Annotated in this window: 15 protein-coding genes and 1 pseudogene; 6 read left to right on the forward strand and 10 right to left on the reverse strand. The window is 74.3% G+C overall.

Translation table 11 applies throughout. The features are described from left to right. On the forward strand, positions 1 to 363 hold a 363-nt coding region (locus BM093_RS32665), incomplete at its 5' end, for a DnaB-like helicase C-terminal domain-containing protein (protein WP_281248753.1). On the opposite strand, the gene BM093_RS32670 is transcribed toward BM093_RS32665, so the two are convergent. Next, positions 354 to 1,397 carry an alpha/beta fold hydrolase gene (locus tag BM093_RS32670; protein WP_093356647.1) on the reverse strand — a complete coding sequence of 348 codons (1,044 nt, stop codon included), beginning with the start codon at positions 1,395 to 1,397 and terminating at the stop codon, positions 354 to 356. The genes BM093_RS32665 and BM093_RS32670 overlap by 10 nt on opposite strands. A gap of 84 nt (positions 1,398 to 1,481) precedes the next feature. On the opposite strand from BM093_RS32670, the gene BM093_RS32675 reads away from it, so the two are divergent. Next, positions 1,482 to 2,090: a TetR/AcrR family transcriptional regulator gene (locus BM093_RS32675; RefSeq protein WP_093356651.1), complete on the forward strand. Its 609-nt coding sequence runs from the start codon at positions 1,482 to 1,484 to the stop codon at positions 2,088 to 2,090. A 65-nt stretch (positions 2,091 to 2,155) separates the two neighbouring features. Beyond that, positions 2,156 to 2,635: a P-loop nucleotide/nucleoside kinase family protein gene (locus tag BM093_RS32680; protein ID WP_218163040.1), complete on the forward strand. Its 480-nt coding sequence runs from the start codon at positions 2,156 to 2,158 to the stop codon at positions 2,633 to 2,635. Here the strand turns inward: BM093_RS32680 and BM093_RS32685 are convergent. Continuing rightward, on the reverse strand, positions 2,632 to 3,246 hold the full coding sequence (locus BM093_RS32685; RefSeq protein ID WP_093356655.1) for a DedA family protein: 615 nt from the start codon (positions 3,244 to 3,246) through the stop codon (positions 2,632 to 2,634). The genes BM093_RS32680 and BM093_RS32685 overlap by 4 nt on opposite strands. 120 nt (positions 3,247 to 3,366) lie before the next feature. After that, on the reverse strand, positions 3,367 to 4,374 hold the full coding sequence (locus BM093_RS32690; RefSeq protein ID WP_093356659.1) for an alpha/beta hydrolase: 1,008 nt from the start codon (positions 4,372 to 4,374) through the stop codon (positions 3,367 to 3,369). A 90-nt stretch (positions 4,375 to 4,464) separates the two neighbouring features. On the opposite strand from BM093_RS32690, the gene BM093_RS32695 reads away from it, so the two are divergent. Beyond that, positions 4,465 to 5,046, forward strand: coding sequence for a TetR/AcrR family transcriptional regulator (locus tag BM093_RS32695; protein ID WP_093356699.1), 582 nt, complete (start codon positions 4,465 to 4,467; stop codon positions 5,044 to 5,046). Between the two features lie 22 nt (positions 5,047 to 5,068). On the opposite strand, the gene BM093_RS32700 is transcribed toward BM093_RS32695, so the two are convergent. The 6 genes from BM093_RS32700 to BM093_RS32725 form a co-directional block, all read right to left on the reverse strand. Continuing rightward, positions 5,069 to 5,839 (reverse strand): SDR family oxidoreductase, encoded by a 771-nt coding sequence (locus BM093_RS32700; RefSeq protein WP_177238858.1) that lies wholly within the window; start codon positions 5,837 to 5,839, stop codon positions 5,069 to 5,071. Beyond that, positions 5,836 to 6,513 carry a VC0807 family protein gene (locus BM093_RS32705; protein WP_093356664.1) on the reverse strand — a complete coding sequence of 226 codons (678 nt, stop codon included), beginning with the start codon at positions 6,511 to 6,513 and terminating at the stop codon, positions 5,836 to 5,838. Before BM093_RS32705 ends, BM093_RS32700 begins: the two co-directional genes overlap by 4 nt. Before the next feature lie 96 nt (positions 6,514 to 6,609). Further along, positions 6,610 to 7,236, reverse strand: a complete 627-nt coding sequence (locus tag BM093_RS32710) for a TetR/AcrR family transcriptional regulator (protein ID WP_093356669.1) — start codon at positions 7,234 to 7,236, stop codon at positions 6,610 to 6,612. 60 nt (positions 7,237 to 7,296) lie between these two features. Continuing rightward, entirely contained in the window at positions 7,297 to 8,232 is a 936-nt protein-coding gene (locus tag BM093_RS32715; RefSeq protein WP_093356673.1) for an alpha/beta hydrolase, read from the reverse strand. Between the two features lie 142 nt (positions 8,233 to 8,374). After that, entirely contained in the window at positions 8,375 to 8,695 is a 321-nt protein-coding gene (locus tag BM093_RS32720; protein ID WP_143105666.1) for a DUF3040 domain-containing protein, read from the reverse strand. Positions 8,696 to 8,853: 158 nt separating this feature from the next. Next, positions 8,854 to 9,402, reverse strand: a complete 549-nt coding sequence (locus tag BM093_RS32725; RefSeq protein WP_093356682.1) for a dTDP-4-dehydrorhamnose 3,5-epimerase family protein — start codon at positions 9,400 to 9,402, stop codon at positions 8,854 to 8,856. A gap of 239 nt (positions 9,403 to 9,641) precedes the next feature. Between BM093_RS32725 and BM093_RS32730 the strand changes: the two genes are divergently transcribed. After that, positions 9,642 to 10,775: a class I SAM-dependent methyltransferase gene (locus BM093_RS32730; protein WP_245773960.1), complete on the forward strand. Its 1,134-nt coding sequence runs from the start codon at positions 9,642 to 9,644 to the stop codon at positions 10,773 to 10,775. A 2-nt stretch (positions 10,776 to 10,777) separates the two neighbouring features. Here BM093_RS32730 and BM093_RS32735 read toward each other — a convergent pair whose 3' ends face one another. Further along, positions 10,778 to 12,034 (reverse strand): amidohydrolase, encoded by a 1,257-nt coding sequence (locus BM093_RS32735; protein WP_093356691.1) that lies wholly within the window; start codon positions 12,032 to 12,034, stop codon positions 10,778 to 10,780. Between the two features lie 130 nt (positions 12,035 to 12,164). Between BM093_RS32735 and BM093_RS32740 the strand changes: the two are divergent. Beyond that, positions 12,165 to 12,392, forward strand: a pseudogene (locus tag BM093_RS32740) (TerC family protein); the annotation flags it as partial.

Consider the following 12,392-nt stretch of genomic DNA (forward strand, 5'->3'; position numbering starts at 1 on the left):
CTGATGACCTCGGGCCGCAAGGTCGAGTCCCGTCAGCAGGAGGTCTCGGAGTTCTCCCGGCAGATCAAGCTGCTGGCCAAGGAGCTCGAGGTGCCGGTGGTCGCGATGAGCCAGCTGAACCGTGGTCCCGAGCAGCGCACGGACAAGCGCCCGATGCTGTCCGACCTGCGTGAGTCCGGCTCGATCGAGCAGGACGCGGACATGGTGGTCCTGCTGCACCGCCCGGACGCGTTCGAGAACGACGACCCCCGCGCCGGCGAGGCGGACCTGATCCTGGCCAAGCACCGGAACGGCCCCACCACGACGATCACCGTCGCGCACCAGCTGCACTACAGCCGATTCTCCGACCTCGCTCACGGGTGAGGCGCTGCGGCCTCCTGTGCGGCGGTGAACTCGAGGATCTCGCGGTTCAGCGTGGCCCGGTGCTCGATGTGCAGGGCGTGTGACGCGCCGGGCTCGACCCGGATCGTGAGGTCGGGCATCGCCGCCGCGGCCGCGAGTGCGGCGGCCGGGTCGTGCACGACGCTGCGCCCGGCCAGGACCGCCCAGGTCGGCGTGGTGATCGTGGCGAGCTCCCGGTCGGTGAGTTGCTCGGGGACCGGGAGCACCGTGGCGTAGTGCCGCCGCCCGTGGTCGAGCAGGGCGGCGAGCGGGCTGGTCGCGGCAGCGTCCGATCCGCCGGAGATCCACCTCGTGTACCAGCGTGCGTAGGCGTCCGGGACCAGCGGGAGCATCGCGGCGAACCCGCCGACGAGGAACGCCGGCCGCACCGGGGCGAAGACGTAGGCGGGGTCGAGCAGGCAGAGGCCGGCGACCCGGTCGGGGTGGTAGCGGGCGTAGTGCACCGCGTTCAGCCCGCCGAAGGAGAACCCCACGAGGTGGACGCGGTCGAGACCGAGGCCGGTGACGACGTCGTGCAACCAGGCGGCCTGCTCGCGGCTCGAGGTGATCGGCCGGTCCTGGACCGAGGCCCCGGGCATCCCCAGCGTGTCGATGACGATCACCCGCCGCTCGGTGGCGAGCTCCTCGACGCTCGCGTACCAGGTCTGCGCCGGCCCGCCGAAGCCCGGAAGCAGCAGCAGTGGTGCCCGGCCGGCGTACGAGGGATCGGTGACGGCGGGCTCGAACGTGTAGGTGCGGACGGTGCCGAACCCGGTGCGGACGTCCGCCGTGTCCGCCGGTGGCGGCAGCAGCTCCATCGCCCGGGCGTAGAGGCGCTCGTACTCGGCGCGGGCCGCCTCGGAACGCCAGTGCCCCACCGGCACGTCGTCGGCCAGCAGCGCCAGGTTGGCCCCGACGAAGGCGCCGGTCAGCAGGACGAGGCCGCCGAGTCCGGCCGCGCCATAGCGGAGCGAGCGCCCGAGCCTGCCGGTGCCGGTCCCCTGGTGTCGTCGCACGACTCTCCCCCGTTTGGCATTACGGCTGTATCGTAACCGCGGCTCCGGGCTGTTTCAATACGGACGTACTGTTACGATCGGGCAATGCCGAAGCAGGTGGACCACGGCGAGCGGCGGGCGGCGATCGCCCTCGGGGTGGTGGGCGTCATCGCCGAGCACGGCATCGGCGCGGTCAGTGTGCGTAGCGTCGCCCGCGCGGCGGGGGTCTCGACCGGCCAGGTCCAGCACTACTTCGCCACCAAGGCCGACCTGGTGCTGCATGCCTGCCGGCTGTTCGTCGACCGGGCCACCGAACAACACGCGGCGACCGCCGGCGCCCCGCCCCGGGAGCGGCTCGAACACCTGCTCGTGATGGGCATCCCGGCGACGCCGGACCAGCGGGTCGGGGCGGCGGTCTGGCAGGGCTTCGTCACCGCCGCGGTCACCGACGCCCGGCTGGCCGAGGTGATCGCGTCGGCGTGGCGGGCCCGCAGGGACAGCGTGGTCGAGCTCCTCACCGAGATCGACCCCGGCTCGGCCCTGCCCGTTCCGGTGCTGGCCGACCTGCTCGCCGCCACGGCGGACGGTCTGACGACCCGTGCCATCGTCGGCGATGTCGACCAGGACGACGCCCGGGCCACGATGCACGCGCACTGTGTCGCACTCGGCATCGGTACCGCGCCCGGCCAGGTGTGTGGATCACGTCCGATCTGATCCGGGTCACGATGAGCGGAGCGTGGCAGGTCTCGATGTCAGAGCCGGAGCATAAGCTCGGCCCGGTGGCAGTGAACAGGACCCGAGGGCCCCGCGTCGTGATGATGTGCGGGCCAGGTGGTGCCGGCAAGACCACCTACGCCACGCGCCTGGAGCACGAGGGCTGGACGCGGTTGTCGTTCGAGGTGGAGTTCTGGGATCGCGGAATCACGACGATGCCCTCCGCCGACGTCGTCGCCGAGGTGGCAGCAGAGCTGAAGGCGCGCTTGCTGCGCCAGGTCGCGGCGGGGAACGACGTCGTGCTCGACTTCGGATTCTGGTTCCGGCGCCAACGCGATGAGTTCCGTGCGCTGCTCGCACCCCGGGGCATCGTGCCGGAGACCGTCTACATCGCGACGAGTCTCGAGACCATCCTGAGCCGAGTCGGTGATCGACACGGCAGGCGGGCGGACGACTGGCCGCTCACCGAGCAGACGGCGACGGACTACTTCGAGCGGTTCGAGCCGCCGACGCCCGAGGAGGGGCCGCTCGAGGTGGTCCGCTAGCGGTGTTCCGGCGCGCGCCGGCGGCGCCGGTAGGCCTCCGAGGCCAGGGCGAGGACGAGGGCGGCGGCGAGGCCGACGGCGAGCCCGGTGAGGGGGTCGTCGGCGAAGACCGTCCCGCCCAGGTAGCCGAGCAGGCTCCAGCCTCCGGCCCAGATCAGCCCGGCCGCCACGTCGAACAGCGCGAAGCGGCCCGGGGGGAACCTCGTCGCACCCATACAGACGGTGGTCGCCGTGCGCACGCCCGGCACGTACCGCGAGACCAGCAACGCCTGGCCGCCGCGCCGGGCGATCAGATCCTCCACCCGGTCGTGCAGGGCGCGCCCCCGCTCGCCGCGGCGGAGCCGTTCGCCGTACCGGCCGATCGCACCCCGGCCGATCCAGTACGCCACGTGGTCGCCGGCGAGCGCGCCGAACATCCCGCTGAGGACCGCCGCGCCGAGGACGGCAGGCGAGCCCTGCTCGGAGCCCGCGAACACGGCCACGACGACCAGGGCGGCCTCCCCCGGCGCGACCGGCAGGAAACCGTCCACCGTGGTCACCGCGAACAGCGCCAGGTACAGCCAGGGGGAGCTGACCAGCCCCGCGACCAGCCCGAGCAGGTCAGGGGTCACTGCGGGGACTCCGGGGACGCCCGGTGCCGGGCTCGGGCGGGATCGGCGCGCACCGCTCCACCGTGTCAGGCCGGGTGAGGGCCTGGACAGCGGGTTTCCGCGCGGTCGGACGGCCTGCCCTCACCGGTCGTGGTCCGCCCAGTACCGCTCCAGCTCCGGCCCGAGTTCCTCGGCCACCTGCAGGGGCAGCGAGTGGGTGGTCCGCGGCCACACCGTGACCGGTCGGGTGCCCAGCGCACGGGCCCGGGCCGCGGCCGCGGTGCCGCCGGCCAGGGACCTGTCGTCGGCGATGTCGACCCGGACCGGCATCGGCAGCGCCGTCCACTCCGCGTCGGTGAACGTCCGCGGCACCAGGGTGACGGCGGTGTAGTGCCTGGCCCCCTCGTCGACCAGCACCGAGATCGGCGTGCGTTCCCGCACCTCCGCGACCGACACCCCGCCGATCGCGGCCAGGGCGTGGTCCTTCCACGACTGCGGCACGGGCAGCATCAGCAGCGCCGACCAGAGGTACGTCGAGGCCGGTAGCCCGTGCAGCACCATGACCGGCTCGAGCAGCGTCACCGACGCCACCCGGCCGGGATGGTCGAGCGCGTGGTGGGCGGCGACGGCCCCGCCGAACGAGTGCCCCACGACGTGGACGCGGTCGAGGTCGAGGCCGGCGAGCGCCTGCTCCACCCAGGCGGCCCGGTCGCCGAACGAGGTGAAGGGCACCGACTGGGTGGAGAGCCCGGCGTCCCCGACCGCATCCATGGCGTAGAGGGTGCGCCGGCCGATCCAGTGGGTGAGGTTCGCGCCCCACATCGGGATCCCGGAGCGGATCCCGGGCAGCAGCACGACCGGCCGGTGGGTCACCGGCGCGTCGGCCGCGGCCGCCCACTCGTTGACGCGCACGGTGCCGTAGCCGGTGGGGACGTCGTGGACCCGTGTCGCTTCCGGCAGGGTGGCCATGACCTCGTCGTAGGCGGCCCGGTAGGACTCGAACCCGGCCCGGCTGCGCCAGTGGCCGACCCGGAGTCGCGGTGCCGCGACCGAGGCCACCCCGTCGATCACGAGCCAGGCCGCTGCCGCACCGGCCAGATCCGCCAGTACGCGGCCGTACCGGCCTCCGCGTCGTGACGTGTCACCCATACCCGCCCCCGTCAGTACAGTCGTATTGACCGATGTCGGAGCATACACGCGATCGATACGACTGTATTGACGATCGCTAGGATGGGCGTCATGAGTGACCCGGGGCCCGTCGACCGGCGGACCGCGATCCTCCGTGCGGTGTGGCAGGTGATCGCCGAGCGCGGGATGGGTGCGGTGTCCGTCCGCAACGTGGCGGCGGCCGCCGGGGTCTCGCCGGGCCGGGTCCAGTACCGGTTCCCGACCAAGGAGGAGCTGCTCACCGCCAGCCTCGAGGAGATGCTGCGGGGCGCGGTGCAGCTGCACGACGGTCTTTCCCGGGAGGGGGCCGGACGGGGTGCGGCCGCCCGGGAGGCGCTGTGGGGCCTGCTCGGGCGCCGGGTGTCCCTGGCGGAGCACTCCCGTGCCGGGGTGGCGGTGTACCACCACTACGTGGCCGCCGGGATCAACCACCCCGAGCTGGCCCGTCTGCTGGCCGAGGCGAAGGACGCCGAGGAGGGTGAGGCGGCCCGGCTCCTGGCCGGGATCGCACCCGGCTGTGCCGACCCCCGGACGGCGGCGCGCTCGCTGATCGCCACCGCCGACGGCCTCGTCATGCGGGTCCTGATCGGCAGCCTCCCCGCGGCGGAGGCGGAGCGGACGCTGCGGAGCGAGCTGGACCGGATCGCCCCCTGACCCGCAGGGGTGGCGCGGACGGTCACGACCGCCACCGGCGGTCCCCGAGCAGCGCGGCCTCGGTCCCGCCGTCCGCGAAGATCACTTGTCCGGTGACGAACCGGTTCTCCGGGCCGGCCAGCCAGGCCAGGAGGTGGCCGACCCACTCCGGGCGGCCGGGGACGCCGCCGAGGGGCTGCGGCGCGGCCGTCTCGACGGCCGTCCGCACCTCGTCGTCGGTGAGGATCCACGCGGCCGCCGGAGTGTCCACGACCCCGGGGGCGACCGCGTTGAGCGGGATGCCGGCACCGGCCCAGCCGGGTGTGGGGGCCGCCCGCCGTACCCAGCCGTTCAGGGCCCGTTTGGCGATGCCGTAGGCGGAGTCGCGCAGCGAGGGCTCGGCCTCGACCAGGGCGGTCGCGGCGGTCTCGTCACCGTCCGCGCACGCCCGGAGGATCCGCTCGTCCCCCGGTGCCAGTGACGACGTCGAGGACACGGCGACGGCCCGCGGCGCCGCGCTGCGGGTCAGCAGGGGGCGCAACCCGTCGAGCGTGGCGATCGCGCCGAAGTAGTTCGTCTCGAGGATTCCGGTCCGGCTGCCGCCGGCGACCGCCAGCACCGCATCGATGCGCCCCCACGCCGCCACCTGGTCGACCAGCGACCGCCGGCCGGCCGGGGTCGACAGGTCGGCGACGACGTCGGCGTCGTCCAGGTCGCAGCCGATGACCGTGGCGCCGCGGTCGCGCAGGATCGACGCGGTGGCGGCGCCGATCCCCGATGCCGAACCGGTGACCACGTACGTGCGCTCCGTCATCGCTCCTCCCGGCCGGGCTCGTCGGGGAGATGCGGTACGCCCCGGCACCGGAAGTACACCTGGCTGGTCACCTCGGCGAGGACGATCAGTGCCACGAGCTTCAGCGCGCCGATCAGTGGGACGCTGTCGATCGGGAGCGTGTAGGCCAGCACCCCGGTGCTCACGGCGTCGATGAGCAACGCAGAACCCCAGATCACCGTGCCCCCGTGCACCACGCGCCGGAACGCCGGGCTGTCCCGCCACGCGGCCTCGATCCGTTCCCGCAGTGCGCCGCCGGTGAAGGTCCGCAGGGCATACAGGTAGTACGGCGTCCGTGCGAGCGTCAGGAGGATCCAGATGCCCGCGACCGCGGTGACCCCGCCGTCGCGCGCCAGCAGGGTCCTCGGGCTGCCGGACAGGAACGACAACCCGACGCTGAGGAGCAGGACGGTCACGACGAGGCCGGCGAGCATGTCGATCCGCCGCTGCGTGAGCACGGAGTGGATCACCGTGACCGCCGGGACGACCAGCCCCAGCATCAAGGCGGGCCACTGGCCGACCCCTGCCGCGCGCAGGCCGTAGTACACCGCGATCGGCGCGACCGCGTTGAGCAGCAGGCTGACGACGATCTCGCGTCGGGGGTCGGGCGGGCTGCCGGTCGCCCCGGTGTCCGTCGCAGGGGCGGGCGCGCTCATCCCCGCCCGCCGGGTGTCCGGGTTCGCACTCTGATGACCATGCGGTCAATAGTAATGACCGAACGGTCACTGGTCGAGGGAATTGCGACCGCGGGATCAGGTTCCGGCGCGCATGCCGCCGAGCAGGATCTCCGCGAGCTCGGAGGCGTACTCGCGGGGATCGACGTCGGGACGGTCCTCGAGGTACGCGAGCATCACGTCGATCGAGCCCTGGTAGGTGACCGCCATGACCCGGGTGTCGAACTCACGCAGGCTTCCCTCGGCCTGACCGCGCCGGAACAGCTCCTGCTGTCCGAGGTAGGTCTCCTCGTAGAAGTCGGTCACCGCCCGTTCGGTGCTGCCGGGCCGGAGCAGGTTGTGCACGATGCGGTTCAGCGCGACCAGCTCGGTCCGATGGGTCAGGATCTGCGAGGCGGCCTGGCGCAGCGCGGCGCGGATGATGTCCGGGACCGGCCGGTCCAGGTCGAGCGCGTCGACGACCTGCCGCCGCATGGCCTCCATCGTCGCCTTGGCCGTGGCCTCCATCAGGTCGTCCTTGCCGGTGAAATAGCGCCAGACCAGGCCCTTGGCGACGTCGGCACGTGCGGCGATCCGGGTCAGCGATGCGCCCTCGTAGCCGCGGTCGGCGACCTCCCGGATCGCCGCCGCCATGATCTGGTGCCGGCGCTCGTCCTCACCGAGTCGTCGGCGCGGCCCGCGCGACGGGCGGGACGTGGAGGTCATGACCGTGCCGGTCCCGGCGCAGGCTGCACATCCATGCCGGTCACGGTAGTGCCCGGGACGTCACCGCCCGGGCGGCACCGGCGTCACCGCGAGCCCGTCGCGGAGCGCCCGCAGGGTCTCGGCGGCCTGCCGGCGGGAGACCTCGGCGTCGGCGACGACGACCGAGCGGTGGAACGTGCCGGGGAACAGGTGGAGCTCGACGCCGACGCCGGCCCGGAGCAGGCGCATCGCGTAGTCGACCCCCTCGTCGCGCAGCGGGTCGTTCTCGTACACCGAGACGTAGGCCGGTGGCAGGCCGGTGAGGTCGGTCGCGCGGGCCGGAGCCGCGTAGACGTCCGCGGCCGCGCCGGCGAGGTAGTGCCGCCAGCTGAGCACGGCGTCCGGACGGCTCCACAGCGGCGTGTCGGTGAAGGCGTGCATCGAGGGGGTGTCGAGCCGGTCGTCGACCTCCGGGGCGTCGAGCAGCTGGAAGCGCAGCGCGGGCCCGCCCCGGTCGCGCACGAGCAGGGTGAGTGCCGCGGCCAGGCCACCGCCGGCGCTCATCCCGTGGACGCCGAGCCGGTCACGGTCCACGTCGTCGCGCCCGGCGAGGCTCCGCAGCGCGGCCGCGCAGTCGTCGAGCGCGGCCGGGTACGGATGCTCCGGGGCCAGCCGGTAGTCGACCGCGACCACCAGCGCCCCGAGCCGGCTGCACAGCTGCACGAGCAGCGGTGCGGTCATGTCGGCGGCGCCCATGACGAACCCGCCGCCGTGCAGCACCAGCAACGCGGGCAGCGGCCGCGGTACCCCGGGTGGCGGCGCGGCCACGAGCGTGCGGACGGCGGGTCCGCCCGCGGTCGCGGGGACCGTCTCCTCGGTGAGCTCGACGCCGTCGAGGGCGGGCCGCGGCGCCCGGTCGGCGAGCTCGCGCATCCGGGCCCGGGCCCCGGGCAGGTCGGCGATGTGCAGATCGGGCAGGGCCGGGAGCGCGGCGGCCAGTTCGGGATCGAGATGCACGACCGTCGTCCTCTCCCGAGGTGGGGGCCGCGGCTCCGGGGCGTGCCGTCGCGACGGCTCGACCCTCCCGGGTGCCGCACGGACGGTCAATCCGGTGGGAGCAGGAGCGCGACCCGCACGCGGAGCAACCCGGGCGCGCCGATCAGGCGAAACCGGGCCGTCCGGGCGGGCCGGCGGTCGCCGCGATGCCCAGCCCGAGCGCCGCGAGCACGACCCCGCCGATCACGACCGGCACGCTCACCGCGAGCGCCCCGATCAGCAGCACGACCAGCGCCAGCCCGAGCAGCGCGGTCGGCACCGGGCCGGGGCCGTGCACGGACCGCGGGATGTCGGGGCCGCCGGCCCGGCGGGGCCGCGGGCACACGGCGTGCAGCACGGCGAACCGCCGGACCAGACGGGGGTCACTGGTCCGCAGCTGCTGCTCCATCTCCTGCAACCGCCGGATCTCACGTTCGCTGAGCACGTCGGCACCCCTCACCTCTCGGGCCGGCACGGGGCGTGCCGGCGGGTGGCCCGGGGCGTCGTCGATCCCGGCCGGTCACCGACCGTACGTTACTGAATCGTGATCTTCCGGGTGGGTCGGGCGAGGTCACACGTGGTCGTGCGCACCCCGCGGGCGGATCACCAGAGCGAGACGTGCTCCCGGCGGGGGCCGGTCGGGGCACCGAGGCGGCTGCAGAGGCCGGCCCACGACCGGTCCGCATCGGGCGTCCTCGCGGGGAGCGGCCGCAGCCACCGGATGTTCAGGTCCGGATCGTCCGGGTCGACGGTGATCCGCTCACGGCGCGACGGCCGGGCCGGTGACCGCAGCTCGACCAGCGTGCCGGGGCAGAGCGCCTGCACCCCGTACAGGCAGCCGGGCGGGACGAGCAGGGTGCGCGGGCCGTCGAGCAGCGCCACGGCGAGCCGGCCGAACGTCGCCGACGCCGGCCGGGTGTCGACCAGGACGGCGTAGCCGGTCCCGCGGGGGACGCCGAGCAGCGTCGGCTCGTCCGGATGGGCGTGCAGCCCGTGCACGGCGTCGTGGGCCGGGCGTCGCCGGCGGTGCACGACGAACCCCGCCGTGGGTGTGGTGTCGGTGTGGCCGGTGTGGCCGGCGGGGCGGGCCGCGGGCGTCGTGCCGGGGTCGAGGAGCAGGGCATCCGGCACCACGGTCCGCAGGACGTGCACCCGCCGCTCCCCTCCTCCCGGCCGGTCACCGCGTGCGACGCGGGCCGGGCCGGTCTGCTTCTCGTACCCGGGACGACAACGAGTGAGCCGGCCTGTAGTGACGCAGGGCGAGAGGCGACTGCTCCGAACGGGTTTCTCAGGGGGCCTTCAGCGTTGCTCACTACCATCGCCGGTAGCACAACGCCGCAGTTCGCGGCGGTCGGCCGAGTCGTACCGCGCGGGACGAGGGGGTGGGGAGAATGCGCTGTCGTTCCTGCCGGGACGCACGGGGTGAGATCGTCCTGGACCTGGGCGAGCAGCCCCCGTGGGGGCACATGCCTGCGGCCGGCACGCCGTTGCCCGACCCGGTGTCTCCGTTGCGCATGTGGTTGTGCGCCGCCTGCGGGCTGGCCCAGTTGGAGACCGACGCCGACGCCTTCGCCGAACCGCTCGGGGTCGAGTCCCGTGAGGTCGCCGAGCAGGGCGACCGCGCGGTCGAGCACCTCGCCGGGGAGGGCCTGGTGCGCCCGGGGCGGACGGTCGTCGAGTTCGACAGCCCGCACGGGGAGACCTGGCTGTCCCGGCTGACCGGGCGCGGGATGGAGGCACTGCGTCCCGACGGCCGTGCGGCCGGCCGGGCCGACCTGGTCGTCGACCTCTACGGGCTGCTGCACGAGCCGGATCAGGACTCCGCGCTGCGGCGCCGGGTCGAGCTGCTCGCGCCGGGCGGCACGCTCGTGCTCCAGCTGCTGACGCTGGGCACCGTGTTGCGCGACGGCCAGTGGTACGACCTGCGCCACGGCCACTACGCCTACTGGTCACTGCCGGCGCTGGACGCGGCGCTGCGGCGCCACGGGCTGGGGCTGCACCGCGCCCGGCGGTACCCGATGGCCGGCGGCACGCTCGTGGTGACCGCCCGCGCCGGCGCCGCGCCCGACGACGACACCCGCCGGCTGGTCGACGAGGAGAACGAGCTCGGCGTCACCGACCCGGTCCGGCTCGGGCGGCTGCAGCACTCCGCCGACGGTGCCCGGGACCTGCGGGACTGGCTCGAGGACGAACGGGCGGCCGGACGGACGGTCGCCGGCTACGGCGCGGCGTCGCGGGCGGTGCCGCTGGTCTGCCGCGCCGGCCTGCGGGCCGACCTGCTCGCCGCCGTCGGTGACGCCTCGCCCGGGAAGCAGGGTCTGCGGATGCCGGGGACCGACGTCCCGATCGTCGCGCCCGCCGACCTGGCGGCCCTGCGCCCGGACCGGGTGGTGCTGTTCCTGCCGGGGCTGGCCGCCGAGATGCGGGCCGCGCTGCCCGAGATCGAGCACGCCGGCGGGCGCTGGGTGGTGCTCGACCCCGCCCCGCGGGTGCTGGAGCCCGAGTCCAGCCTGGCCACGGGCTGAACTCAGGTGCTCTCCCGCGCCAGCCAGGCCAGCGCCGCGACGACCAGTGCCTCCGTGCCGGTCTCCAGCGTCGGCCGCAGCACCGGGGCGAAGTCCGGCGAGTGGTTGGCCGGCAGGTCCTCGGCCGTCCGGCCCTCGCGCACGGCACGGTCGTAGCGCTCCGGGTCGGTCCCGCCGAACCCCCAGTAGGAGTACGGCACACCGTCGAACGCCGCAGCGAGGTCGCTGAAGTCCTCGCTGGCGGCCCACCGTCCGAGGTCCCCCGCCCGGTCGCCGAAGTGCGCGGCGAACGCGTCGGCGAGCGTGCGGGTGGTCGCGGCGTCGTTGTCGGTGAGCGGGAACCGCTCGAACAGCTCGAACTCCGGCTCGCGGGGTGACCGGGACGCCTGGCACTCGGCCCCGACGATGCGCGTGATCGACTCGAGGATCCGGGAGCGGGTCCCCTCGTCGTAGGTCCGGATGTTGAGCTGGATCTCCGCCCGGTCCGGGATGACGTTGCTCGTGCTGCCGGCCCGGATGCTGCCGACCGTCAGCACGGCCGTCTCGTCCGGCGGGAGCTCGCGGGCGACGATCGTCTGCAGCCGGATGACGATCATCGATGCCATCACGACCGGGTCGACCGCCGACTGCGGCATGGACCCGTGGGCGCCCCGCCCGTACACCGTGATCCGCATGCTGTCGCCCGCCGCCAGCGTCGGCCCCGGGTGCGTGCCGACGGATCCGGCGCGCATCGGGAGGACGTGCTGGCCGAGCAGCACGTCGGGACGCGGGACCAGCGAGGCCAGGCCGTCGTCGACCATGCCGCGGGCGCCGTCGGCGACCTCCTCGGCCGGCTGGAACAGCGCGACCAGCGTGCCCGCCCACTCCGCGGTGCCGCCCGCCAGCAGCTCGGTGGCGGCGAGCAGGCAGGTGACGTGCACGTCGTGCCCGCAGGCGTGCATCACCGGTGTCCCGTCCACCGTGACCGTGCTGGCGTAGGGCAGCCCGGTCGCCTCCTCGACCGGCAGGGCGTCCATGTCGGCCCGGAGCAGGACGGTCGGCCCCGCGCCGTTGGTGAGCACGCCGACGACGCCGGTGCCCCCGACCCCGGTGTGGACCTCGAGCCCGCAGTCCTGCAGCCGGCGGGCGACCTCGGCCGCGGTGCGGTGCTCCTGGTGGGCGAGCTCGGGGTGGGCGTGCAGGTCCCGGTAGAGCTCCTCGGCCCGGTCGCGGACCGGGTCCAGGCCGGCCAGCACGGTCGCGGCCACGTCACGTCGCATGCGGTTCTCGTCCTCCGTCCGAGGGGTTGGGGCGTGGAACCCGGCGCCGGCGCCGGATGCCCGTCATGATGATGCGCGTGCGGGGAACGGCCCGCAGGAGCGCCGGGGCACGGCGGATGGGAGGAATGGGATGGGGGTCCCGGCCGGGATCTGGTGGCTGACCATCGCGTTGATCGTCGGGCTGCTGGCGTTCGACTTCGTGTTCCACGTGCGCAAGGCGCACATCCCCTCGCTCAAGGAGGCGGGGATCTGGTCGGCGCTCTACATCGGGATCGCGATCCTGTTCGGGTTCGCCGTCCTGCTGTTCGGCGGGACCGACATGGGTGTCGAGTACTTCGCCGGCTACATCACCGAGAAG

Origin of the sequence: Pseudonocardia ammonioxydans (assembly GCF_900115005.1) — a bacterium.
Taxonomy (GTDB): domain Bacteria; phylum Actinomycetota; class Actinomycetes; order Mycobacteriales; family Pseudonocardiaceae; genus Pseudonocardia; species Pseudonocardia ammonioxydans.